This window comes from Myxococcales bacterium (assembly GCA_016717005.1).
Taxonomy (GTDB): domain Bacteria; phylum Myxococcota_A; class Polyangia; order Haliangiales; family Haliangiaceae; genus UBA2376.
Map to the genome: position 1 here is coordinate 780,092 of JADJUF010000037.1, position 23,775 is coordinate 803,866.

A 23,775-nucleotide genomic window follows, 5' to 3' on the forward strand; every position below is an offset into this window, starting at 1 on the left:
GGGCCCTCCCCCGGCCATCGATCCGTAGAATGAATATTCGTTCCAACCCGTGTGAATCCGGATTCGGACCGATTTTCCAGTTGACACGCCGAAATGTGACGGGCCAATTGTTTGTCGACAATTCGAATGAACATTCATTCGATATCACATGGAGACCCAAGATGCTGACCAAGGCCGTCCTCGCCGCCCTCGCCACCCTCTCGACCTGCACCGACCTCCCCGCGGGTGACACCACCGACCCGCACTACTGGGGCGACCTGTTCCTCGCCAAGTACGCCGACGAGCGGGTGATCGGCGAGCTGGAGCCCGGCCCGACGCCGCTGGCCCAGCCACGCACGGTCCTGCTCATCACCGGGGTCACGATCCCGGCGGTCTGGTTCGATCCGATCAAGGCCCGGCTCGAGCGCGACGGGTTCCGGCCGGTGGTGTACGAGCCGCCGGATCTGCTCAGCGGCGACCTGTTCGAGAACTCCGAGCGGCTCGCGGTCGTGGTCGACGAGCTCCGCGCCCAGACCGGCGAGGACAAGATCGACATCCTGGCCGAGTGCACCGGCGGGCTGATCGCGCGCCACTACATCCAGGCGCTCGGCGGCGACGAGCACGTGTCGCGGCTGGTCACGTTCATCTCGCCGCAGCACGGCCTCCCCAAGGCGCCCCTGGCCGCCGCCTACGCGGGCTGGCCGGCCCTCGACGACCTGTCGCCGGGCAGCGCGTTCCTCGAGACCGTCAACAGCGCGCCGCTGCCGGCGACCGTGCCGGTGACGTCGATCTACACGTGCACCGACGAGTACATCCAGCCGTACCGGACGTCGATCATCCCGGGCGCGACCAACATCGGGCTCGGCTGCGACGGCGAGTTCGTCGGGCACTTCCAGTTCTTCTACGACGCCGAGATCTACCTGGTCATGCACGCCGCGCTGGTGCAGCCGGTGGCCGGCGACCCGACGACGACGCCCCCGACCGAGGAGGTCGACGTCAGCGGCGGCTGCGCCGCGGGCGGCCACGCCAGCGGCGGCGCCGGCCTGCTGGTCCTGGGCGCCGCGCTGGTCGGGCGTCGTCGCCGTCGCGCGCCGCGCGCGTGATCACGCGCGTCGCAGGTGCGCGCCGCCGCTGAACGCCGTGCGCGCTCGCGGTCACGCGCGCCGAGTGGAACGCCACGCCGCGATCACTCACGAACGGAGCGCCGCGCGCGTGATCACTCGCGCAGGAAGTGGCAGGTGTACCCGTCGGGGTTGGCCTGCAGGTAGTCCTGATGGTCGGCCTCGGCCGCGGTGAACACGCTGGCCGGCTCGACGGTGGTGACGACCGGCGTCGGCCAGACCCCGCTGGCGTCGACCCGGGCCCGCACCGCCAGCGCGGTCGAGCGCTGGGCCGCGGTCGTGTAGAAGATCGTCGAGCGGTACTGCGAGCCGCGATCGTTGCCCTGGCGATCGAGCGTGGTCGGGTCGTGCATGCGGAAGTACCAGCGCTGGAGCAGGACCTCGTAGCTGAGCCGGGCCGGATCGAACTCGACCTTGACCGACTCGGCGTGGCCGGTGTCGCCGCGGTGGACGAGGTCGTAGCGCGCGGTCGCGGGATCGCCCCCGATGTAGCCGACCTCGGTGTCGACGACGCCGTCGACCTGCCGCAGCAGCTCCTCCATGCCCCAGAAGCACCCGCCGGCGAGGATCGCGACCTCGTGGCCCGGCCCCGCCGCCGGGGTGATCGGCTCGGGCGCCGGCCCGGCGGGGGCCGACGGATCCGCCGGCGCCGGTCGCGCCGTCGGCGTCGCACGCTCACCGCCGCGGTCGCACGCGCCAAGGAGGACCAGCGCGACGAGGACCGCGCGGCGCGAGGTGACCATGGACCAGCTACGCACCGACATGGCCCAGGTTACCGCCTGCTGCCCTCGTGGCGAGGCCGCGCCCGGGCCGGCCCGTGGCCCGAGGGGCGGCCCGCGAGCCCCTCGCGCCCGCGGTTTGTGGTCCCACGGGTGACGCGCGCCTGACGGCCGGGCGACACTAGCAGTCGATGCGACGCTCGAGTCGACGCCTGCTGGTGCTGGTCGCGGCGCTGCCCGTGACGCTGGTCCTGCTGGCGTTCCTCTACATGCTCGGGATGGCGCACCTCGAGGGCAAGGAGCGCGGCTTCTGGCAGGCGCTCGAGTGGGCCGGCGAGACCGTGACCACGACCGGCTACGGCGCCGACTCGGGCTGGACTCACCCGGTGATGGTCGTGTTCACGGTCGTGACCCAGTTCGTCGGCGTGTTCATGACCTTCCTGGTCTTCCCTGTGTTCCTGATCCCGTTCTTCGAGGAGCGGTTCGAGGGACGCCTGCCGACCAAGCTGCCGACCCGCGCCGGCACCGTGCTGGTCTACCGCTGGGGCCCGGCGGTCGCGACCTTGGTCGACGAGCTGACCCGCGAGCGGGTCCCGGTGGTGATCCTCGAGAACGACCTGGCGATCGCCCGCCGCATCCGCGATCGCGGCCACACGGTCGTCCACGGCGATCTCGATCTCGACGACGACGTCCTCGGTGAGCTGCGCGGCGTCCGCGGCATCGTCGCGAACGGCCAGGATCACCAGAACGCGGTGCTGACGCTGAGCGCGCGCCAGCGCGGCTTCAAGGGGCCGATCGTCGCGCTGGTCGAGACCCCGAGCCGGCGCGCGCCGATGATGCGCGCCGGGGCCACCGCGGTGTTCACGCCGCGCCACGCCCTCGCGGCCGCGCTCGCAGCCAAGGCCAGCGTGAAGATCAGCCCGCGCGTCACCGGCGAGCGCCGCCTGGGCAAGGCCCTCGAGATCGCCGAGGTCCGCGTGCACCGCGGCAGCGCGCTGGTCGGCACGACCCTGGCGACCGCCAACCTGCGCGGCGAGACCGGCGCCACGATCATCGGCAAGTGGATCGGCGGTGAGCTCGACGCGCCGCCGTCCCCGACCCAGCCGATGGAGGTCGGGACGATCCTGGTCGCCGCGGGCAGCCGCGACGCGATCGCGCGGCTGGGCGAGCTGGCGACGCCGGTGGCGCGCACCGGCCGGTTCTTGATCCTCGGCAACGACGAGACCGGCCGCAAGGTCGCCGAGTTCCTGCGCGACGCCGGCGAGGAGGTCACGGTCATCGACGATCAGCCCGGCGCCGGCGTCGACGTGGTCGGCGACATCCTCGATCCTGAGCTGCTCCGCCGCGCGGGCATCGCCGGGGCGCAGGCGGTGCTGCTGGTCATGGAGAGCGACAGCGAGACCACGTTCGCCGCGGCCGTCGTCCGCGATCTGGTCAGCGACGCCGCGGTGATCGCCAGCGTCGACAACGCCGACCACGTCGCCCGGGTCCACCGCGCAGGCGCCGACTTCGTCCTGTCGATCGGGCAGGTCGCGGGTCAGCTGCTGTCGTTCCAGATCCTGGGCGAGGAGGCCGTGACCCTGCAGCCCGAGATCAAGCTGGTCAAGACCCTGGCCGGCGCCCTGGCCGGGCAACGCCTGCGCGCCGCGAAGGTGCGCGAGCGCACCGGGTGCCTGGTGATCGCGGTCGAGCGGACCGACGAGGTCGTCGTCGACTTCCCGGGCGACTTCGTGATCGGCGCCGACGACGTCGTCTACATCAGCGGCACGCCGGCCACGATCGCCCAGTACTTCGAGACGTTCGCCGGAACCCGCCCGTGATCCGCGGCCCGCGCCGCCACCGCGCCGCCACCGCGCCGGCGCGCGCGGCCCCTCGCGACCTGCGCCGGCGCCCGCCGGTGATCGATGGCGCGCGCGCCGCCACCGCGCCGGCGCGCGCGGCCTGCGCGACCTGCGCCGGCGCTCGCCGGTGATCGATGGCGCGCGCGCCGCCACCGCGCCGGCGCGCGCGGCCTGCGCGACCTGCGCCGGCGCCCGCCGGTGATCGATGGCGCGCGCGCCGCCACCGCGCCGGCGCGCGCGGCCTGCGCGACCTGCGCCGGCGCCCGCCGGTGATCGATGGCGCGCGCGCCGCCACCGCGCCGGCGCGCGCGGCCTGCGCGACCTGCGCCGCGGTCCGTTCAGGACGCGGTCGACGCGATGATCCCGGGCTGCGTCCCGCGCGACGCGGAGCCGCGCCACGCGGAGCCGCGCGATCCGCAGCGACGCGCTTGCGCAACCTCGGGGGCCGCTGCTACCGATGGCGATGACCACCATGCTCGTGCCGTGCGTCTGGCTCGACGATCAAGCCGAGGCGGCCGCGGCGCTCTACACCGAGCTCTTCCCGGGCGGCCGGACGACCGCGGTGGCGCGCTACCCCGAGGCCACCGACAACCCCAGCGGCCGGCCGCGCGGCAGCGTGCTCACCATCGAGGTCGAGCTCGCCGGGCAGCGCTGCACCTTGCTCAACGGCGGCCCGATGTTCACGCTCAACCCGAGCCTCTCGCTGTTCGTGCAGCTCGACGACAGCACAGCTGCCCGTCGACTGTTCGGTCGGCTCGCCGAGGGAGGCGAGGTGCGGATGCCGCTCGACCAGTACCCGTGGAGCCCGTGCTACGGCTGGGTCCAGGATCGGTTCGGCGTGTCGTGGCAGGTGATCACCGGCCGGCGCGCGCCCGCCGGCGACACGATCGTCCCGTGCCTGATGTTCGCGGGCGCCCAGCACGGTCGGGCCGAGGAGGCGCTGCGCCGGTACGCCGCGATCTTCCCCGACGGCCGCGTCGACAGCCTCGAGCCGTACGGGCCCGACGAGGGCCCCGCCGGCACGCTCAAGCACGGGCGCTGCACGCTCGCCGGGCACGAGCTGGTGGCGATGGACAGCCACCTCGCCCACGACGTCGCGTTCAACGAGGCGCTGTCGCTGCAGGTGATGTGCGCCGATCAGGCCGAGGTCGATCGCTGCTGGGACGCGCTGGTCGACGGCGGCACGCCTGGCCCGTGCGGCTGGTTGAAGGATCGGTTCGGCGTGTCGTGGCAGGTCGTGCCGAGCGCGATCGCCGCGTGGATGGCCGGCCCCGACACCGCCGCGCGCGACCGCGCGTTCGCGGCGATGCTGACGATGGGCAAGCTCGACGTCGCCGCGCTCGAGCGCGCCTTCACCGGCGCGTGAGCGGGCGCGCGCACCTCACGTCGCCATGAGCGCGGCGCGGATCCTGGCGTCGGCGCGGACCTCGCTCTCGGCGTGGGCCCAGCGCGGGTTGTCCGTGCGCGCCGTCACGCCCAGCGCGGGGCCGCCGAGGTCGACCGCAGCGGCAGCTCCTGCAGGTCGGCCCACGCAGCGACCGCGGCCTCGGTGTCCGTGGCCAGCTCGGCCGCGAACCAGCGCCTGTCCCCCCGCCAGACCTCGCCGCCGAACGGGCCCCACACCACCGCGTCGATCTGATCGGTCGGGATCCACAGCGCGTGGTCGTCCATCCGGGCCAGCAGCGGCACCGGGAGGTTGCAGCGCAGGCGGTTGGGCACCCGATGCTGCTGACGCAGGACCTCTCCGACGACGTGCCCGACGACCGCGCCGGCGAGCAGGCCGGCGGTCACGCGCGTCGCCAGGGCGACCCCGGGATCGTCGAGCTCGCGGTGGCGGCCGCCCGGGATGAACCCGACGCCGTGCTCGGCGAAGACCACCGCGCCCCGCATCGCCGGGAGCCCCGCCGCGTCGACCTCGACCCGGTGCGCCGTGAGCCGGCCCATCGGCTCGCCCTGGACCGCGGCCCAGCGGGCCAGGTAGCTGGCGAGGTCGCCGATCCGCTCCTCGATCAGGCCGGCGATGACGCGCTTGCCCTCGGCCGAGAGGTCGTCGAAGTACCAGGCGTGCAGCAGCTCCTCGTCCGAGCGGCGGGCCCAACGCTCACGGATCACCTTCTCCATCGACATGCCCTGCTATCGACCGCCGCGGCCAGCGGTTGCGTGGCGGCCGGCAGATCCGCGCGCGCGAGGTCACAATGGCGCGCGATGACCACGACCCGCACCCAGCTCACGCTGTTCGTCGACGACCGGGACGCGGCCGCGCTCGAGGAGGTGCGCGCCGAGTTCAACCCGGCGCAGCACCGCCTGATCCGGAGCCACGTCACGCTGTGCCGCGAGGACGAGCTGCTCGAGCTCCCGCGCATCCGCGGCAACCTGGCCGCCGCGCTGCCGAGCCTGGCGCTGACCTTCGGGCCGCCGCGCCGGTTCGCGGACGGCGCCGGCGTGCTGCTGCCGGCGATCGGCGATCCCGCGCCGTTCGAGCAGCTCCGGGCCGCGGTGCTGGCCGGCGTCACCGCGGCGCCCCGCGCCCTGGCGGCGCACATCACGCTCATGCACCCGCGCAACGCGACCTGCACCGCCGCCGTGTTCGCGCAGATCGCGGCGCGCCGCCTGCCCGACCGGCTGCGGTTCGGCGCGATCAGCCTGATCGCGCAGGTCGACGGCGGCCCCTGGACCGTGCTCGACGAGTTCCCGCTGCGGTCGTGAGCCGCGCGCGCGGCGGCGTCAGGCCGCGTCGGCGTCGGTGATCGGCGACGGCGCGCGGGCCGGGGTCAGGCCGCGTCGTCGTCGGTGATCAGCGCGACGATGATCGCGTCGCCCGAGTCCGGGTAGGCGTAGCCGAGGTGGAGCGCGGGGCCCCGGTTGACCGCGGCGAACGCCCCGGCCTCGACCAGGTGCAGGATCGCGCGGGCGATCGCGAACCGGACGTGCCCCTCGAGCCAACCGTCCTCGCCGCCCTGGTTGAGCGCCTCGTACTGGGGCGAGCGCAGGAACGGATCGTAGCTGATCGTGAACTCATGGACGGCCTCGTCGCACGACGTGTACTCGCCGTAGCGTGGGTCGAACGTGCGGGCCTCGGTCCGGGCCGCGACGGTCTTGGCGGTCTGCCAGCTGTCGGGCCGGCCCGCGACCTCGGGGATCAGCGCGCGCATCTGCGCGTTGCGCGCCTTGGCGCCCGCCTGGTTGCGCGCGGCGGTGTCGAGGTGGACCTCGTACCAGCCCTTGTACGGATCGGCCCACAGCACGATCGCCGCCAGCGGCTCGTCGCCGTGGCCCAGGGCGATCACGTCGATCGCGGCGCGCAGCTCGGTCACGAGCTCGGCCTCGAGCGCCTGCCAGTCAGGGGGAGCGAGCGGGTCGGCGGTCATCGGCCGAGCCTACACGGCGTCGGCTCACAGGAGCGTCAGCTCGGCGCCGGCCATCGACATGATCATCTCGATCTCGCCGACCGTGAAGCCCTCGCTCTCGGAGCGATCGACCTCGTAGGCGAAGGCGGCGGCGGCCGGATCGAGCGTGGCCTCGATCGCGTCGCGGGGCGACAGCATCTCGAGATCGGCGAACAGGATCAGCCGGTCGTCATCGCCGCCGGGCGCGTAGACGACGGCCTCGTGCTCGGGCGCGAACAGCAGGACCCCGCTGTGCGGCGCGCTGAGATCGACCCGGCCGCGGATCGGCGGCGGCATCGACTCGCCCAGGAGCGCGACCGGCTGCATCTTCGCGAGCCAGTCGGGCTTGGTCGCGGCCATGCGATCGCGCACGGCCGGCAGGTGGTGGGCGAGCAGGTCGGCGCGCGCGGCCTCGGGCAGCGTGGCCCAGTCGAAGAACCAGGCCTCGGCGTCGCCGAGGATCGTGACGATGGTCAGCTTGCCGACGTGGGGAGCCAGGCTGGGGTGCATCGGCGCGAGGGTACATCGGGCGCGCGCGGCGCGGGCGGCGCGGGCGGCGTCCGCGGTACGATGGGGCGATGTCCCTGCGATCGATCGCGGCGTGGTCGCTGCTCGCGCCGCTGGCCCTGTCCTGCACACCCCCGCCGCCGGTCCCGCTGGGGCCGCCGCCGCCGGGGCCCGAGGTGGCGGTCGCGGTCGAGCCACCGCCGCCGCCACCGCCGCCGGGGCCGCCCGCGCCCAGCGACGGCGCGGTCGACGCCGCGCGCCAGGAGCTCGGCGAGCGCGCCGCCCAGACCCACGGCATCAAGCTGTACTCGCACCACCGCCGTCACCTCGGCAACCACGACCGGGTGTTCGCGCCGATCGTCGCCACCGACGACGGCGGCGTGGTCGTCGTCGGCACCCGGGTCACGCCGCGCCCGGGCCGCGCCGGGCTCTCGACCGCGGTGGCCGCCCGCTTCGACGGCGCCGGCGCGCCGGTGTGGGAGCTCGACTTCAGCCGCAAGGGCTTCCCGGAGTCCGAGGGCGGCAGCGCGGCGCTGGCCCCCGACGGGGTGATCCTGTTCGTGCTCGAGTACGTCAACCCGGCCTGGGGCGGCGTCCCGCGGCTGATCAAGCTCGACCCGTCGGGCGCGACCGTGTGGGACTGGCGCGGGCGCGGGCGTGGCGGCGTCGACACGCCGTTCGCCGACGTGCTGCAGCTCACGGCCGATCAGACCGTGACCATCAACGGCCACGTCTACGTCAAGAAGGGCGCGCCGGCCCGCGACTGGCGCGGCGAGGTCGACGCCAGCGGCGCGCTGATCCACGACGAGATCGGCGGCCCCGACCCGTCCGGCCTGCTGTGACGCGGCCGCGCCGCGGGGCTCAGCGGACGATCTCGAGCGCAATCGCGTTCGAGCGGTGGGCGCCGATCCGCCACTCGACCGTGTGCGGACCGGGCGTCGCGAAGGTGTAGCTGGTGACCTCGAAGTTGACGTCGGCGTCGGGGCCGGGCAGCACCGCCCCGTCGTAGACGCCCACCCACGGATAGTCCGGCACCTCCGGCGCGGTCGTGCGGAGCGCGCCGTCGACGTACTCGCCGTAGGCCGGCTTGGGCCCCATCACGAACGACTCGTGGCCGGCCGCGACCTCGACGACGTGGACCACCCGCACCGGCTCGCCGACGGCGTAGCGCGTGCGCGCGGTCAAGATCGTCATCGTCAGGCCGTCGACCGTCGGGCCGTGCGGCGCGTCGGCGTAGCCCTGGGCCACGGCCTGATCCTCGGCCGGCGCCTCGACGATCGCGTCGCCCTGGCGCGCGTACAGCTCGCGGATCTTCAGCGCCGCGCCGCTCACCGCCGGCGTCGCCTGGGTCGGCGCCGCGCCGCTCGCCGCCGGCGTCGCCTGGTCTGGAGCCGCGGTCCCGGCGCACGCGCCACCGAGGCCGACGAGGATCACCAGCGGGAGCGCGCGAGACGTGACGGCGGGCATGTGGCGCTCAAGATAGCAACGCCGGCCCGGCGATCGAGCTCGATCTGCGCCGCGCGGTGACCGCCGCGTGCGCCGCGCCTGGCGGCCTCGGCCGGCTGCGACCGCGCACCGCTGGCCCGCCGCTGGCGCCCGGGGTGTCGCGCGTGGCAGGATCGAGCCTGGAGGCTCGGATGCCGCTTCGTACATACTTCATCCAGGTCGGCGACCAGGTGTTCCTCGAGGAAGGCGGCGAGGAGATCGGCGCCGTCCGCATGGTCGAGAAGGACCACATCGTGATCTACATCGAGGGCGCCGGGGACTTCACGCTGACGGGCCCCGAGATCGCCGCGGTCCACGACGGCAAGGTCCGGCTCGCGCCGACCAAGCTGCCGCCCGTGCTGCTCGGCGCCGCCCAGGCCGCGCACGCGCAAGAGTCCGACTGAGCCGCCACCGCTCGGCCGCGGGCGCCGTGACCACGCCCGCCCGGCCGTCGACGGGTCAGCGCCGGATCGCGCCGTGGGGCGTGCCCTCGCCGTAGCCGGCCAGGCTCTGGACCCCGACGACGGCGCGGTCGGTGAACTCGGCGAGCGTGCGCGCGCCGACGTAGGTCAGCGCCGACTGCACGCCGGTGATCATGTTCATCAGCACGGCGCCGACGCTCTCGGCGCCCTCGCGGATGTAGATGCGCGAGCTCGAGATGCCCTCGCGGAAGAACCCCTTCTTGGCGGCCTCGAACGGGTCGAGGTCGGCCGCGCGATCGCCGACCGCGCGGCCGCTCGCCATGCCGTAGTTCTCCTTGTACAGGTGGCCCTCGCGGTCCTCCTTGACGTCGCCGGGGCTCTCGTAGGTGCCGGCCAGCGCGGTGCCGATCATCACGCGCGCGGCGCCGGCCGCGAGGTACAGCGCGACGTCGCGCGGGTGGCGGACGCCGCCGTCGGCCCAGACGTGCTTGCCGTGGGTCCGGGCCTCGCGCGCGCACGCCAGCACGCTCGAGAACGTCGGCCGCCCGGCGCCGGTCTGCATCCGGGTCGTGCACATCGCCCCCGGCCCGACGTTGACCTTGACGACGTCGGCGCCGGCCTCGATCAGCGCGCGGGTGCCCTCGGCGGTGCAGACGTTGCCGGCGACCAGCGGCACCCGCTCCCCGACCACCGCGCGGACCGCGCGCAGCGCCTCGAGCATGCGGCGCTGGTGGCCGTGGGCGGTGTCGATCACGATCGCCGACACGCCCAGCTCGAGCAGCTGCGCGGCGGTGGTCGCGGCCTCGGCCGAGATGCCGATCGCCGCGGCCACCATGAGCTGGCCGCGCGCGCCGAGCGCCGGGCGCAGGAGCTCGAGCCGGACCGCGTCGGTGCGGGTGATCACGCCCAGCAGCCGGCCGTCGCCATCGAGCACGGGCGCCGCCTTGACCCGGGCCTCGTCCATCGCCAGGAACGCGTCGCGGTTCGAGACGTCGGCCGGCAGCGTGAACAGGCGCTGCGACATCAGCCGCGCCGCCGGCACGTACTGATCGCGGTCGCGCAGGTCGGCGTGGGTGACGATGCCGATCGGCCGGCGGTCGTCGTCGACCACGACCACGAGATCGTGCGAGCGCTTGCGGATGATCCCCTGGACGTCGCGCAAGGTCGCCCGGGGCGACACCGCCAGCGGCGTGTCGAAGCGGATGTCGGCGGTGTGGATGTGGGTGACGATGCGCTCGACGGTCTCGAGCGCCATGTCCTGCGGCAGCACGCCGAGGCCGCCGAACCGGGCCATCGTCTCGGCCATGCGCTTGCCGGTCACCGCGTTCATGTTCGCCGAGACGATCGGGTGGGCCCCGCCGGCGAAGTCGGGCGGCGCCAGATCGGTGTCGAGGCGCGAGCCGCCGTCGAAGTAGCCCGGGCTCAGGAAGACGTCGTCGGTCGACAGCTCGAGCTGCTCGTCATGGTCGGGATGGAGGAAGCGCACGCCGCAGCGTACCGCGCCGGCGCGGTCGGCCGCCGGCTCCCGGCGCGCAACCGCGCCTCGGTCGACGGGGCGCGCAGGCCGACCGGCGTGACGGACCCAGAACGAGACCTCGGGCTGCGGAGCACCCCCGCACCCGCGTGGGCTCGGCGACGGACCGCTGCGGCTCAGCGCAGCCGATGGGCGCGCCGGAGCTCGAACTCGTCCTGCTCGACGGTGCGCTCGCGCGGATCGAGGCGCTTGTGCGGCTTGGCGCTGACGCCGGCCCAGCGCCGGACCGTGTCGACCGCGAGCGTGGTGTCGGCGCTGGTCAGCGACGCCATCGACGCGCCGTGGTTGTCGCCGGGCGCGATGAACTTGAACGAGTCGGTCGCGGCGCCGAGGTCGACCGCGCCGGCGCTCCAGGGATCGTTCTCGCCGTAGATCAACATGATCCGCTCGCCGCTGGTGGCGATCCACTGCTGCACGTCGCGCATGGCCGCGCCGTCGTCGTAGGCCGGCGTCGGGATGTTGGCGGGCACGTAGGCCCGCGCGGTGTCGGCGCCGGGGAACTGCAGGCCGACCAGGTAGCTCTCGTCGCCGGCCGGGTAGCCGAGCTGCGTCGCCGACTGGTGGTAGTACGGCAGGTAGTCGGTGAGGTCGGCGTCGGCGTAGGACGCGACGCTGATCGTGTCGTCGAGGAACTGGAACACCGCCGCGTCGGACGCGCTCGCGGTGGGGATGGTCGCGCAGTTGGACTGCGCGCCGTACTGCCAGAAGATGAACGGCAGCTCCTCGGTCGCGAACTCGAGCGCGCGATCCTCACCGAGGATCTGGGTGAACGTCGCGACCGCGCGCATCTGCGCCTTCATCGCGTCGCGGCGCGCCAGCACCAGGTTCTGGAAGTCCTTGAGCCGCTGCCGGCAGCCCGGATCCGTGCCGACGTTCTCGAGGAACACGAAGTAGCGGTTGGTCGGCGACGCGACCGCGTCCTCGGGGTAGTCGATCGGCGCGACGTACGCGACCGTGGCGTCGACGTCGTCGGGGAAGAACCGGCGGTGGAACAGCGAGGTCATGCCGCCCTTGCTGGCGCCGGTCGTCAGCCACTTGCCACGGTAGAGCCGGGCCTTGAGCGCCTGGGTGATCCGGTGCTGGTCGCTGGCGGCCTGGAAGATGTCGAGCTTGGTCCAGTCGGCCGGCTGCGGCCGCGACGGCGCGAAGTAGCGGTGCTCCATCGACAGCTGGTTGCCGTCGATCACCTGGGTGAGCTGCGCGCGGAAGCCGCGCGTCGACACGAAGTAGCCGCTGTTGTGCACGACCATCGGCGCGCCGTAGTCGCGGTGCATCAGCGTCATGCGCTGCGGGAACCGCTGGCCCGCGGGGTCGCGGTGGTCGACCGGCTGATCGTACTCCATGACGAAGAACCGGTAGCCCGGCGCCATCGTCGTGCGCTCGGTGACCGTCAGCCCCGGGATCGCCTGGAGCTCGGCGAGGATGTCCCCGAGCGGCCCGGCGGCGTCGATCGCCGCGTCGACCGTGGGGTCGGGCCCATCGACGACGGTCGCGTCGACCATCGAGGACGGGCCGCCGCCGCCGCTGCACGCGACGCACCCGAGAACAGCCAGCGCCCAGGTCCAAGATCGCATGTCGTCGAGGTAACACGGCCCGGCGGCGGCCCGATCGGAGCGGGGGCTGAGAGCCGCTTACATCGGCGCGTGCTCGAGTTCGCGGCCCGCGCGGACCGCTGGTCACGTCGAACTGGAGCGCGTACGCGACCTCGACCACCGGGACGTCGTCGCGCGGGTAGCCGACCGTGAACCCCGACGGGCGCCCGTCACGGCGCGCGGTACCCGGTTCGTACCCGTCGCCGGGGTGTGACCGGGCCGACGCGTCTGCGACGCTGGTGCCGATGAAGCTCCTGCTGCCCTTGTCACTCCTCGCCGCCGCCCTCACCGGCTGCACCGCCAAGTCCTCGACGCCGACCGCGCCCAACAACGCCTCGAGCGCGCCCGAGTCGATCGCCGACGGGATCCACGGCTGCCAGTTCCTGGTCGGCGGGGACGCCTACGGGCCGCACCGGTGCGACGTCAGCGGCAACGCGCTCGACAAGCGGAGCGGCCTGGAGATGTTCTCCGGCACGCTCACGCCGGGCGCCGAGGGGCCCCGGCTCGACGCCACGATGGGCTGCGGCGACACGTCGACCGAGTGCGGTCGCACGTTCACCGTCGAGCTCCGCCGCGACGGTGGCTCCTGGCGCGGCGCGGTCGTCGCGGCGCCGGGCCCCGAGAGCTGGCTGCTCGACGGCTCGTCGTTCGAGATCGACGACGCCGCCGGCTACGGCGGTGACGGCTACGGCGGCGACGCGTACGGCGGCGACGCGTACGGCGGCGAGTGAGCCCCGCGCGCGCCGCGATCAGTCCAGGCGGATCCGCAGCGTGTCGATGACGCCCAGGTGATCGGGCACGGCCTCGACGGCGGCCACGATGCGGTCGCGATCGGCGCGGGTCGCCACCGAGCCAGACAGCGTCACGTGGCCCTCGGTCAAGACGACCTCGAGATCGGTCAGATCGACGGCGTCGAGCTCGGCGAGCGCGCTCCGGATCGGCGCCATGGATGGGTGCAGGCTCAGCGGGGCCGGCTTGCGGTGCAGCGCGGCCTCCTCTTCGGGGACCGTGGGCCGATGCGAGCTGTCGGGCAAGATCACGGTCTCGCGCACGATCTCTTCGTAGCTAAGCGGAATCACATGCTTGCCGGCGGGATCACCGGGCTTGGTCGGGGTTGTCATGAAGACCTCCTGGCACACAAGGTGCGCACCATCGCCCCCTCGTCAACCCCGCAAGATCCTTGCGGACCAAGACGGAGCCCGTTTGACGGGCTGATCAGGAGGCCGCCACCGCCAGTCGCGCGCCGTCACCGCGCCGCGAAGCGCAGGACCGCCTGCTCGCGGGGCGCGTTGCCGACCGTCGCGACCAGGAGCGCGTCACCCCGCGGCGACCAGGCGATCGACGCGGGCGAGCCGATCGTATCGACCGACGCGCGGCGGTCCCCGTCGAGGGCGAAGACCTCGACCCGGCGGTCGTCGACCAGCACCCGATCGGTCGCGCGGTAGTTGGTCCAGGCGATCGCCAGCTCGGCGCCGCCGGGGCGGACCTTCAGATCGCGCACCATGCCCGCGACCGACCAGGTCCACGCCGGCCGCCAGGCGAGGTCGCGATCGAGCACGACCACGTCGGTGCGATCGAGGTCGACGTAGCGCGTGGCGACCAGGTACCGATCGCTGGCCCAGGCCAGCGTCTTGATCCCCGTGAGGCCGAGCGCCGCCGTCGTGGCCGGACCGTCGCCCTGCGCGGGCCAGACCGTGAGCTCGGCGCCGTCGATCGCGGCGACCGCCGTCGACGACGCGGCGACCTTGTACTCGCGATGACCGGCGTGCTCGGCCAGCACGCGCTCGCCGTGCTGCTCGCTGCCGATCGTGATGCGCACCAGCGCCCCGGACGAGCCGCCCCCGGTGCCGCGCTCCTGGTCGCACAGGCACGTGCTCGGCGAGTCGGCGCCGTCGACGATCGCCACGCGACCGTCGGGGCTGATCGCCGCGGCCTTGGGGCTGCCGAACCGGCCGTAGCGGTGGGCCCAGCCCCAGCCGTCGAAGCGCGCGGCGCCGTCGGCCGCGAGCACGCGCGCCCCGGCGATCCAGCCGCCGTCGGGCAGCGGCGCCAGGGCCGCGTCGGTGCCGCCGACCATCACCGCCATGCGCCGGACCTCGCGCTCGCCGTCGTAGATCACGAGGTCGTGGTCGACCGCGCCGATCCACTGCGCGCCGTCCTGGGCGAACGCGACCGGCACCGCGAGCCGCTGGTAGCGCGCCACCTGCGCGAGCTTCTTCACCGGACGCGGCGTGGCGCTCGCGCTCGGGAGCAAGGCGCCGTCGGCGCCGCAGCCGACCAGCGCCAGGACGAGCGCGAGCGGGGTCCTCATCCGCGATCGAACGTACCAGGTGGCGCGGGGGTTCATCGACCTGACGACGATCAGCGCCCGGCTCCTGCGCGGTCGTGGTCGCGCGGCTCGGCCGGCCGCGGTAGCGTCTGCGCATGCGCGCGTGCCTGGTGCTCGGCCTGATCCTGTCCGCCGCGTGTGGCGGTCCCCGCTCGACCTCGCCCGCGGGCGACCCCGGCGACCCGGTCGCGCCGCCCGACGAGCCCGGCGATCCGGTCGCGCCCGGTGCTGGCGGCGAGGGCACGATCTGCCGGATCGGCGAGGGCCACCCGCAGGGCGACCAGGCCACCGCGACGCCGTGCGCCGACGGCCTGCAGTGCTGCTATCCGTGCGGCATCCCGGGCTGCGACTCGGTGTGCATGACCGACTGCGGTCCGCCGCGGCCGTAGCGGCCGTCGCTCAGCGCCCCGCCGGGGTCCGGCGACACAGGGCCTCGAGCCGGGTCGCGAGCTCGGGCTCGAGCTCCTCGGTCCGGACCAGGACCAGCAGGTTGCGGTCGTCGCGGGCCTCGCGGCGGATGAGCTGCGCCAGCTCGGTCGCGGCGTCGACCTGACGTGCCGAGACACCTGGCTGCGCGCGCGCGGCCGGATCGAGCTGGGCCAGCAGCGCGCGGACCCGGTCGATCACCTCGGGCGCGATCGCGCGATCCGGCCGCGGCCCGGCGCGGCAGCCGCGCGAGACCCCGGCCGCGAGGCTGCACGCGCCGCCGATGAGGGCGCACAGCGGATGACGGCACGCGGCGTCCATGGTCACGCTAGTGCTCCGACCGGGTGCTTGTGATCCGTCCACGGCGTCGAGGCGCTCCAGGGGCGAGGCGCAACGACGAAGGGCTACTGCCCGGAACTCGCGGAGCTGGAACGACGCCCATGGAGATGGATCGGCAGGGTTCCCACGGGCGCGAAGCGACCTGAAGCAATCGTGGCGGGTTCAGAATCATCCGGTCGGAGCACTAGAACGGATCGACCAGCGTCGGCGTGCCCGTGTCGATGTAGGTCCGGGCGAACTCGGCGGTCATCTGCTGGACCTCGACGATCGGGTTGGTGATCGCCAGCGGCGCCGCGCGCAGGTGGAACGGCGGGAAGCTCACGTCGTACTGCGACTCGTCGCGGTGGTTGGTCTGCATGCCGTGGGTGGCGGGCGTGAGCACGACCCAGCCCGCGGTCACCGCGGTGGCGCCGACGGTGACGTTGGCGGTGAGCGGCGCGGCCCGCACGGCCACCGGCTCGATGTAGCGCGGGCCCGGCGCCGACAGCGGCGTCGTCATCCACTCGAGGCCCATCGCCAGGGCCAGGGCCTCGGACGCCTGGTTGGGCAGGATCTCGTCGGAGAACGCGTTGAGCAGCGCGACGTGCTTGGGCGCGCCGAGCGGCGCGCGGATCGTCTGCGGCGCGTAGGTCAACGGGTCGGCGTCCTCGATCAGCGTCTGCATCAGCACGAACGCCAGGTCCGTGTGCGGCGGCGCGACGCCAGGGTCGGCGCGCTCGGGCGCGACGCCCATCGCCCCGCCCAGGACCACGCCGAAGGCCTGCCACAGCCACGGCGAGTTCTCGGTCGCGTGCTGCAGGAGCCCGCCGCCGGCGACGCCGAGCACCGCGGCGCCGACCCGCGGATCGATCGTCGTGACGACGCTGCCCAGGATGCCGCCCATCGACTGGCCCGAGTAGACCAGGCGATCGGCGCGGAACGACAGCCCCGGGAAGTCCGCGGCCAGCGCGGTCCAGTCGCCGTCGTCGACCAGCCGCACCTCCGACATGATGTCGACGACGCTCTGCCGGAAGCTGGCCGACATGACCTGCACGTCGAGCTGCGCGATCCCGGCCGCGGGGTCGCCGATGATGTCGAGGAACTCGAGCTGGCTCGCGGCGTTGGCGTCGTCGGCGAGCCCGTCAGCGCCGTCGGCGCCGGTGAAGTTGTGGACCAGGTCGCGGGCCCGGGAGTAGCGCTCGCCGTGCGACGGGCTGTCGATGCCGATCACCGCGATGCCGCGGGCCGCCATCGCGTTGGCGACCGACGCCACCACCGCGCGCGAGCCGCCGAAGCCGTGGTTGAACACCATGATCGGCATGTCCTGGAGGCCGCCGCTGGCCGGCAGCGCCAGCAGGAACGGCACGTCCTCGGTGCCCTTGACGATCGGCGCGCCGCTGGCGTCGTAGGTCCACGCGCCGAGCGTGCGCGGCGCGGCGCTGGCGAAGTCGGCGGCGGCGAAGTGACCCAGCACCATCGCCCGCAGGTGCGCGTGCGCGATCCCGCCCGGGTTGTCGACGCCCGGGAAGTCGTCGTCGGTCGGCGTGCCCAGGAAGCCGTCGAGCTCGGCGCCGGCGCGGTAGACGCGATCGATCACCGCCGTCGCCGGCGCCTGCGCGTCGAGGATCGCGCGCGCGGCGACCAGCTCGGGCGTGTAGTCCGCGGTCGTGAACACGGTCGCGCCGACGATCGTCGCGGGATCGATCGCCTGCGCGAGCAGGTAGGCGCGCAGCGGCGCGTACGCGACGGCGGCGCGGGCGGCGGGGCCCGACGGCTGATCCGTGGTCAGCAGCGCGGTCAGATCGGGATCGGCGACCAGCGCGGCGCCGCGCGTGGTCTTGATGCCTGCGCCCAGGACGTAGGCGTACGGGGCGCCCTGGGCCAGCACGTGGCCGAGCCGCGGCTGCAGGTGGAGGCTGCCGTCGGGCTTGGCGGTGATCTCGAGCGGCACGCGCGCGCCGTCGGCCAGCGCCACCAGCGTCACGGTCGCGTCGGTGAGCGTGGCCGGGTCCAGCGTCTCGCCCGCGGCGAGCGCGGCGACCGGGAAGATCGCGCCGGTGAACACGCCGAAGCCGCGCCGCCGCGCCAGCGCCGCGGTGGCGGTCGCGACCACGCCCGGATCGGCGTCGGGGCTGTGGGCGAAGCTGTCGACCGTGACCTGGATGCGTCCATCGGCGCCGCGCAGCGCGTCGTTCGGGTACGGCAGCTCGGCCATCGGGATCGCGGCCGTCGGATCGCCCGGCAGATCGAAGCGGAAGTACGGCCCGGTCGGCGTGGACGTCCCGTCGTCGCCGCACCCGCCGAGCCCCGCGGATACCAGCCCGAGCAGCGCGGCCATCACGAACCCCAGCGATCTGCGCATGGCACCGACGGTAACACGCGCGCCGCGGTGGTCGCGGGCGATCCGGGCCGGCGCCGCGACGGTCGCGGGCGATCCGACGCCGCGGCCCGATGCCGACGCGGCGCCGCGGATCCGGCGCCAACGCCGTGCCACGGATCCGGCGCCAACGCCGCGCCGTGGTCCGATCCCGACGCGGCGCCGCGGATCCGGCGCCAACGCCGCACCGATCGAGCTGCTAGCCTGCGGCCATGCGCGCCCTCGACCCGGCCCTCGTCGTCATCCTGGTCTGCGCGGCGTGCGGAGGCGGCGGACCGCCGGCCGCGACCGCCGTGCCGCACAACGAGCCGGTCGCGGTGCCCGGCTCGACCGACGCCGGGCCGCTGCTCGGCGCCGAGGTCATCGAGATCAAGGACGTGTGGATCGGGCTCGGGTGCACCCACGACTTCGCGGCGCGGCTGACGGCGCAGGGCGACCGGTTCGAGGGCGAGGCCGAGCTGACCGTCGGCTGGAAGGACGACCGCGCGGCGAAGAAGGTCGTCGCGGTGCCGCGCGCGGTCGTGGCCGCGCTCCAGAGCGAGGCCGAGGCGGCCCGCACCCAGATGGCCAACGCAGATCCCGGCGACGAGGGCGAGTCGCACTGGACCGACGACTATCCGTCAGGGTCGATGACCTTCACCGGGCCGGCCGGGATCCATCGCCTCGTGTTCACCGACCAGCAGCGCCAGCTCCAGTGGGAGCACGACGGCGTGACCACGCCGCTCGATCACCCGCAGGACCTGTCCGAGCACGGGTCGAAGATCTGGGAGGCGTACACCGCGGTGCTCGGGGCCGCCGGCCTGCGCGCCTGGATCGACGAGGCCTGCGATCGCAAGTAGGGCTCAGCGCGCGCCGCGGCGCCGCCGCACCTGATCGACCAGGACCGCGCCGACGAGCGCGTAGGCGCCCAGGGTCGCGATCAGCAGCGCCCGCGACGGCGCGGCCGGCGGCGGCGCCGGCGACCAGTCGAGGACCCGGCCGAGGCGGCAGGCGACGCCGATGTTCTGGTTGTCGCAGTTGACCTCGGGTCGCTCGGGCGCGGCCGGCCGACGCGGTGTGGCGCGCACGGTCCACGCCAGCGCCGCGACCAGCGCCGCCGCCGCGATCACGTTCGCCACCGCCGCGACCCCGGTCAGCGCCCGCCGCCGCACCGCGACCAGCGCCAGCAGCCCGGCCCCGGCGACGCCCAGCCAGGTCCAGCGGCTCGCGTCGAGGCCATCGTCGACGGTGTACCGCTTGAAGTCGTAGACGAACGAGCCCCGCAGCGCGAGCAGCACGCAGATCGCGGCGACGCCGAGCAGCACCAGACCGAACCGACGACACGACATGGGCGAGGATACGCCGAGCGCACGTGGGGCGGAGGGAGATGTGCTCGACCGCACTCGCGGAGCGCGGCGCACCGTATGCTCGCCCGATGACGGCGGCAGATCTCGACGGCGACGTGGTCGACCGGCGCGCGCCGACGCCCGCGGTGAACGAGCCCGGCTGGGCGCCGCTGCCGGCGCGGGCGGTCGCCACGCCGACCGCCGCCGAGCGCGCGACCGCGGTCGCGCGCGTGCTCGCGTGGGCGACCGAGGCCGGCGCCGAGATCGACGGCGTCGAGCTCCACGTCGACGCGCGCGGTGACGGCTCGGTGCGCGCCGCCCGGGCGATCGCGGCGGGCCAGACGCTCGTGATGATCCCGCGGCGGCTGATGATCGTGAGCGACGAGCTCGCGGCCTCGGCGACCGGCGCCACCGACCTCGGCGTCGACGCCCACAGCCCGTGCGACGCGCTGGCGGCGTGGTTGCCGCAGGAGGCGCGGCGGACTGACTCGCCGTGGCGCCACTTCCTCGGTGCGCTGCCGGCGCACCTCGCCGAGCTGCCGATGTTCCACGGCGACGACGACCTCGCCCCGCTAGCCGGCACCGCGGCGCGGCGGCTGGCCGCCGACCTGCACCGCGACGTCGTCGACACCTACGCCGCGCTGCCGCCCGAGCTGCGCGCGCGCGTGCCCCTGGCCGACTTCGCGTGGGGCCGGGCGATCGTCGCGTCGCGCGGCTTCAACGCGCCGTTCTCGCTCGACGATCGCCTCGCGTTCATCCCGGTCGTCGACCTGTTCAACCACGGCCACGGCGACACCACCTGGCACTACGACCCCGTGACCGAGCGCTACCAGGTCCGCGCGGCCCGCGACATCGCGGCCGGCGCCGAGGTCCACTTCGCGTACGGCGCCAAGAGCAACGCCAAGCTCCTCGCCAGCTACGGCTTCGCGCTCGCCGAGAACCCCGCCGGTGAGGCGCTGCTGGAGTTCGCGACCATGCCCGACGTCGGGCGCAGCGCGCGCCGGCCGTGGGCGCCGCTCCCGGCGGCGTCGGTCGTCGTCGGCGCTGAACCCGACGACCGCTTCCTCCGCGCGCTGTCGAGCGCCCGGCGGCTCGCCGCCGCCGACGACGGCCGCGGCCGCGCCGACGACGACGACCACGACGACGTCCCATGGCTGGGCGCCGAGGTCGAGCGCGCCGCGCTCGACACGCTGTCGAACGCCGCGCGCCGCAGCCGCGCTCGCCTGACCGCGCTCGACGCCGCACCGTCGAACAGCGCCTGGCACCGGGCCTGCGCGCTGGTCCGCGCCGGCGAGCGTGCGGTCCTCGCCCAGCTCATCGAGTTCGTGGCCCTGGCGACGCCCCACCTCGCGGATCCGACGCCCGCCGCGCTGCGCGCCGCCGCGGCGGCCCTGTCACCCGCAGGCGGCGCCGCGCACACCCTGGCGCGCGCGTACCTGGACGCGCTCGCGGACGCGCTCACGACCGCCCGCGCGCCGCACGCACGATGATCTCGAGCTGCGCCCCGAGGCCGCCTCGCCCACGGGGTATGCTCGCGCGGTGACGGTCACCCCTGGGCCCGCGTCGCCGCCGCTGCACCCGTTGAACTCGCTGTACCTGCGCCGCAAGCGCAAGGTCATCGTCCCCGCGGGCGCCGACGCGCTCCCGCTCGGCTACGTCGCGACGGCGCTCAAGAACCTCGAGCGGCTCGGCTTCACGTGCTCGCCGCCGCTGCTGGCGCGCCTGCGCACGCTGTCCGAGCGCGACCTCGCCGCGACCTACGGCCAGCTCGTGTCGACGTTGCGCAAGCTCAAGGGCGCCGACGTCGCGTGGCAGCCGATGTACCCGAACTTCCCGCGCCAGGTGATGGAGGCCGCCGACGCCGAGCTGTACGTCAACGCGCTCATGCACTACCTGGGCGACTGGGTCGGGCTGCGGATCATGCCGGTCTACCCGGTCGCCGATCGGCCGCCGCTGATCGAGGCGGTCGAGCTCGAGGTGCTCGACCTCGGCGACGACGCCGAGCTGCGCGCCATCGCGCGCAACCTGATCGGCGCCGCGACCTCGATCTCCGCGCAGGACCAGGACGACCTGCGCGCGCTGCTGATCCACTACGGCGCCGACCTCACCGAGGTGCTGCCGCCGGAGATCCCGCACAAGGAGAACCTGGCGTTCACGGCCGGCGTGCTGCTCGAGCACAAGGTCGCCTCGGACGTGCTCTTGACCCGCTACTTCCGCACCGCCACCGACGTGCTGCGCCTGGCGGTCGCGCGCTCCGACGGCGACGTCAGCCTGGCGGCGCCGACCAAGTTTCGCAGCTTCGCGCGCGCCGAGCGCCGGCTGCTGGTCGCGCTGGTCGATCGGCTGGCGGCGCCCGACGAGGATCTCTGGCGGCACCGCGAGGCCTGGCTGCGGCTCGGCGAGCGCCTGCACCCGGGCGAGCTGGCCGATCGCTATCCCAAGGCCGGCGCGGCGTTCGCGCGCCTGCGCGCCGGCGAGCGGCCGGCCACGTTCAACCGCCAGGTCGAGCACGCGCTGCGCACGCCCGACGTCGCGCGCGCGCTGGCGCGGCTGCGCACCCGCCCCGGCGAGCTGGCCCGGCGCCTCGACCACCTGCTGCGGCTGGCGACGCCGGCGCAGCAGCCGGCGGTGCTCGACGCGTTCACGACCGCCGCGGGCGAGGTCAGCACGCCGGTGCTGCTGCAGGTGCTCACCCACTTCGAGCATCGCGGCGCGCCCGAGGCGGTGCGGCCGATCTTCCCCAAGGGCGACGCCGCCAAGGTGGTCACCGTCCCCAACACGCTGCCGCCGCTGCCGCCCGCGGTGACCGCGGCGGTCGTCGTCGCGTGCGAGGGCGCGCTGCGCACCCGGTTCGCGCGCCTCGCGCCGCTCGGCAAGGTCTACGTCGATCCGCAGCTCGCCACGTACCTGGTGCCGTCGTCGCAGCGCTCGGCCAGCAAGGCGCTGCGCACGCTGGTGCGCGGCTCGCGCATCCCGCTGCCGGCCGGCGGCACGCTGCGGTTCTTCCTGTGGTGGAAGGAGGGCCTGGTCGAGGGCAAGCCCACCGGTCGGGTCGACATCGATCTGAGCGCGGCGCTGTACGACGACGCGTTCACGTACCGCGAGCACATCTCGTGGACCAACCTGCGGTCGGGCAAGCTCCACGGCGCCCACAGCGGCGACATCACGTCGGCGCCCGACGGCGCCTGCGAGTTCATCGACCTCGACCTGGCGTCGGTGCGCGACTACGGCGTCCGCTACATCGTCGCGTCGGCGTTCGCGTTCACGTCGCAGCCGTTCTGCAACCTGCCCGAGTGCTTCGTCGGCTGGATGATGCGGACCGAGCCGGCGTCGGGCGAGATCTTCGAGCCCGCCACCGTCGTCGATCGGGTCGACCTCGCCGCCGACCAGCGGATCGCGATCCCGGCGATCATCGACGTCGTCACGCGCGAGGTGATCTGGACCGACGTCGCGCACCGCCAGCCGCCGCAGTGGACGGCGACGGTCGAGCGCAACCGCTCGTCGCTCGGGCAGCTGGTCCAGGCGATGACCGTGCTGCACAAGACCAGCCTGCACCGCCTGTGGGGCCTGCACGCCGACGCGCGCGGGACCCGGGTCGACACCGCGGCCGAGGCCGACACGGTGTTCTCGGTCGAGACCGGCACCACGCCGCGCGACCTCGAGGTGATCATGGCCGAGTACCTGGCGTGATCGCCCCGGCGCGCGCTACGCTCAACCCCGGCGGCTATGGTCGCGCTTCCTTCTACTAATCCGGAACCGGCGGTCGGGGGTTCGAATCCCCCTCTCGAGCTCGCTCGAGGTAGCTCAGTGGTAGAGCGCCGGTCTCTAGCTCGACCGCTCTCCGCCACCTTTTACCTGACCGCGCGCGTTCGCTGATCGCGCGCGCCGAGCCACACGCGATCGCCGCCGGCCGCGCCCGCGCGGCGCCGGTGCCGTGTCGCGCGACCGCGCGCTCGAATCGCCCGTGCTACTCGATCCGGATGCGCCCGCAGCCGCTGATCTGTTGCACCGACGTCGAGGCCTCGAGCCGCTGGTACCAGACGATCCTCGGCGCTCACAGCGCGCACGGCGGGCCTGCGTACGAGCGGCTGATGATCGGCGCGCGGCTCGTGCTCCAGCTGCACCACTTCGACGTCGAGCACGACCACGGGGCCATCGGCGACCCGGCCGACCGACCGTATGGCAACGGGGTCCTGCTGTGGTTCGAGACCGACGACTTCGACGCGGCGGTCGCGCGCGCGACCGCCCTCGGCGCCACGGTGTGGCGGGCGCCGCATCGCAACCCGCCCGCGGGCGACGGCGGGCCCGATCACCGCGAGATCTGGCTGCGCGACCCCGACGGCTACGGCGTCGTGATCGCGAGCCGCGACGGCGAGGCCAGCCAGCCGCGGCCGTGACGCGCGCGCCCACCCCG

General features: G+C 74.3%; 24 protein-coding genes. 12 read left to right on the forward strand and 12 right to left on the reverse strand.

Going from position 1 to position 23,775, the window contains the following annotated elements; all coding sequences use genetic code 11:
- The first annotated feature begins 161 nt into the window (after nt 1-161).
- Nucleotides 162-1,082 (forward strand): hypothetical protein, encoded by a 921-nt coding sequence (locus IPL61_27005; protein ID MBK9034870.1) that lies wholly within the window; start codon nt 162-164, stop codon nt 1,080-1,082.
- Nucleotides 1,083-1,195: 113 nt separating this feature from the next.
- On the opposite strand, the gene msrA is transcribed toward IPL61_27005, so the two are convergent.
- On the reverse strand, nt 1,196-1,864 hold the full coding sequence (msrA, locus tag IPL61_27010; protein MBK9034871.1) for a peptide-methionine (S)-S-oxide reductase MsrA: 669 nt from the start codon (nt 1,862-1,864) through the stop codon (nt 1,196-1,198).
- A 146-nt stretch (nt 1,865-2,010) separates the two neighbouring features.
- Between msrA and IPL61_27015 the strand changes: the two genes are divergently transcribed.
- Both IPL61_27015 and IPL61_27020 read left to right on the forward strand, forming a co-directional pair.
- A complete protein-coding gene (locus IPL61_27015; GenBank protein MBK9034872.1) occupies nt 2,011-3,639 on the forward strand; it encodes an NAD-binding protein in 1,629 nt (542 codons plus the stop codon).
- A gap of 493 nt (nt 3,640-4,132) precedes the next feature.
- A complete protein-coding gene (locus tag IPL61_27020) occupies nt 4,133-5,026 on the forward strand; it encodes a VOC family protein (GenBank protein ID MBK9034873.1) in 894 nt (297 codons plus the stop codon).
- A gap of 104 nt (nt 5,027-5,130) precedes the next feature.
- Here IPL61_27020 and IPL61_27025 read toward each other — a convergent pair whose 3' ends face one another.
- Entirely contained in the window at nt 5,131-5,787 is a 657-nt protein-coding gene (locus IPL61_27025; protein MBK9034874.1) for a hypothetical protein, read from the reverse strand.
- A gap of 78 nt (nt 5,788-5,865) precedes the next feature.
- On the opposite strand from IPL61_27025, the gene IPL61_27030 reads away from it, so the two are divergent.
- Entirely contained in the window at nt 5,866-6,366 is a 501-nt protein-coding gene (locus IPL61_27030) for a 2'-5' RNA ligase family protein (GenBank protein MBK9034875.1), read from the forward strand.
- Between the two features lie 65 nt (nt 6,367-6,431).
- On the opposite strand, the gene IPL61_27035 is transcribed toward IPL61_27030, so the two are convergent.
- The gene (locus IPL61_27035; GenBank protein MBK9034876.1) at nt 6,432-7,028 is read right to left on the reverse strand and encodes a hypothetical protein; all 597 of its coding nucleotides are present in this window, start codon (nt 7,026-7,028) and stop codon (nt 6,432-6,434) included.
- 24 nt (nt 7,029-7,052) lie between these two features.
- The gene (locus tag IPL61_27040; GenBank protein MBK9034877.1) at nt 7,053-7,556 is read right to left on the reverse strand and encodes a hypothetical protein; all 504 of its coding nucleotides are present in this window, start codon (nt 7,554-7,556) and stop codon (nt 7,053-7,055) included.
- A 68-nt stretch (nt 7,557-7,624) separates the two neighbouring features.
- Between IPL61_27040 and IPL61_27045 the strand changes: the two genes are divergently transcribed.
- Nucleotides 7,625-8,395, forward strand: a complete 771-nt coding sequence (locus IPL61_27045) for a hypothetical protein (GenBank protein MBK9034878.1) — start codon at nt 7,625-7,627, stop codon at nt 8,393-8,395.
- A 19-nt stretch (nt 8,396-8,414) separates the two neighbouring features.
- On the opposite strand, the gene IPL61_27050 is transcribed toward IPL61_27045, so the two are convergent.
- The gene (locus IPL61_27050; GenBank protein ID MBK9034879.1) at nt 8,415-9,020 is read right to left on the reverse strand and encodes a hypothetical protein; all 606 of its coding nucleotides are present in this window, start codon (nt 9,018-9,020) and stop codon (nt 8,415-8,417) included.
- Between the two features lie 170 nt (nt 9,021-9,190).
- On the opposite strand from IPL61_27050, the gene IPL61_27055 reads away from it, so the two are divergent.
- Nucleotides 9,191-9,442 (forward strand): hypothetical protein, encoded by a 252-nt coding sequence (locus IPL61_27055; protein MBK9034880.1) that lies wholly within the window; start codon nt 9,191-9,193, stop codon nt 9,440-9,442.
- A 55-nt stretch (nt 9,443-9,497) separates the two neighbouring features.
- Here IPL61_27055 and IPL61_27060 read toward each other — a convergent pair whose 3' ends face one another.
- Both IPL61_27060 and IPL61_27065 read right to left on the reverse strand, forming a co-directional pair.
- The gene (locus IPL61_27060) at nt 9,498-10,946 is read right to left on the reverse strand and encodes a GuaB1 family IMP dehydrogenase-related protein (GenBank protein MBK9034881.1); all 1,449 of its coding nucleotides are present in this window, start codon (nt 10,944-10,946) and stop codon (nt 9,498-9,500) included.
- 164 nt (nt 10,947-11,110) lie between these two features.
- Nucleotides 11,111-12,568: an aminopeptidase gene (locus tag IPL61_27065; protein ID MBK9034882.1), complete on the reverse strand. Its 1,458-nt coding sequence runs from the start codon at nt 12,566-12,568 to the stop codon at nt 11,111-11,113.
- Between the two features lie 263 nt (nt 12,569-12,831).
- Here IPL61_27065 and IPL61_27070 point away from each other — a divergent pair, with 263 nt between their 5' ends.
- Entirely contained in the window at nt 12,832-13,317 is a 486-nt protein-coding gene (locus IPL61_27070; protein ID MBK9034883.1) for a hypothetical protein, read from the forward strand.
- Between the two features lie 18 nt (nt 13,318-13,335).
- Here IPL61_27070 and IPL61_27075 read toward each other — a convergent pair whose 3' ends face one another.
- Both IPL61_27075 and IPL61_27080 read right to left on the reverse strand, forming a co-directional pair.
- Nucleotides 13,336-13,638 (reverse strand): BON domain-containing protein, encoded by a 303-nt coding sequence (locus IPL61_27075; GenBank protein ID MBK9034884.1) that lies wholly within the window; start codon nt 13,636-13,638, stop codon nt 13,336-13,338.
- 194 nt (nt 13,639-13,832) lie between these two features.
- Nucleotides 13,833-14,897: a hypothetical protein gene (locus IPL61_27080; protein MBK9034885.1), complete on the reverse strand. Its 1,065-nt coding sequence runs from the start codon at nt 14,895-14,897 to the stop codon at nt 13,833-13,835.
- Between the two features lie 113 nt (nt 14,898-15,010).
- Here IPL61_27080 and IPL61_27085 point away from each other — a divergent pair, with 113 nt between their 5' ends.
- Entirely contained in the window at nt 15,011-15,304 is a 294-nt protein-coding gene (locus IPL61_27085; protein MBK9034886.1) for a hypothetical protein, read from the forward strand.
- Between the two features lie 10 nt (nt 15,305-15,314).
- On the opposite strand, the gene IPL61_27090 is transcribed toward IPL61_27085, so the two are convergent.
- Together IPL61_27090 and IPL61_27095 are read right to left on the reverse strand one after the other, a co-directional pair.
- A complete protein-coding gene (locus IPL61_27090; protein MBK9034887.1) occupies nt 15,315-15,668 on the reverse strand; it encodes a hypothetical protein in 354 nt (117 codons plus the stop codon).
- A 196-nt stretch (nt 15,669-15,864) separates the two neighbouring features.
- Complete coding sequence (locus tag IPL61_27095; GenBank protein ID MBK9034888.1) at nt 15,865-18,021, reverse strand: hypothetical protein; 2,157 nt, start codon at nt 18,019-18,021, stop codon at nt 15,865-15,867.
- Nucleotides 18,022-18,248: 227 nt separating this feature from the next.
- Here IPL61_27095 and IPL61_27100 point away from each other — a divergent pair, with 227 nt between their 5' ends.
- A complete protein-coding gene (locus tag IPL61_27100; protein MBK9034889.1) occupies nt 18,249-18,875 on the forward strand; it encodes a hypothetical protein in 627 nt (208 codons plus the stop codon).
- Nucleotides 18,876-18,878: 3 nt separating this feature from the next.
- Here IPL61_27100 and IPL61_27105 read toward each other — a convergent pair whose 3' ends face one another.
- A complete protein-coding gene (locus IPL61_27105; GenBank protein MBK9034890.1) occupies nt 18,879-19,364 on the reverse strand; it encodes a hypothetical protein in 486 nt (161 codons plus the stop codon).
- Nucleotides 19,365-19,450: 86 nt separating this feature from the next.
- On the opposite strand from IPL61_27105, the gene IPL61_27110 reads away from it, so the two are divergent.
- The 3 genes from IPL61_27110 (at nt 19,451) to IPL61_27120 (ending at nt 23,758) form a co-directional block, all read left to right on the forward strand.
- Nucleotides 19,451-20,851 carry an SET domain-containing protein gene (locus IPL61_27110; protein MBK9034891.1) on the forward strand — a complete coding sequence of 467 codons (1,401 nt, stop codon included), beginning with the start codon at nt 19,451-19,453 and terminating at the stop codon, nt 20,849-20,851.
- Nucleotides 20,852-20,933: 82 nt separating this feature from the next.
- A complete protein-coding gene (locus IPL61_27115) occupies nt 20,934-23,051 on the forward strand; it encodes a TerD family protein (protein ID MBK9034892.1) in 2,118 nt (705 codons plus the stop codon).
- Nucleotides 23,052-23,341: 290 nt separating this feature from the next.
- Nucleotides 23,342-23,758: a VOC family protein gene (locus tag IPL61_27120; GenBank protein ID MBK9034893.1), complete on the forward strand. Its 417-nt coding sequence runs from the start codon at nt 23,342-23,344 to the stop codon at nt 23,756-23,758.
- Nucleotides 23,759-23,775 lie beyond the last annotated feature (17 nt).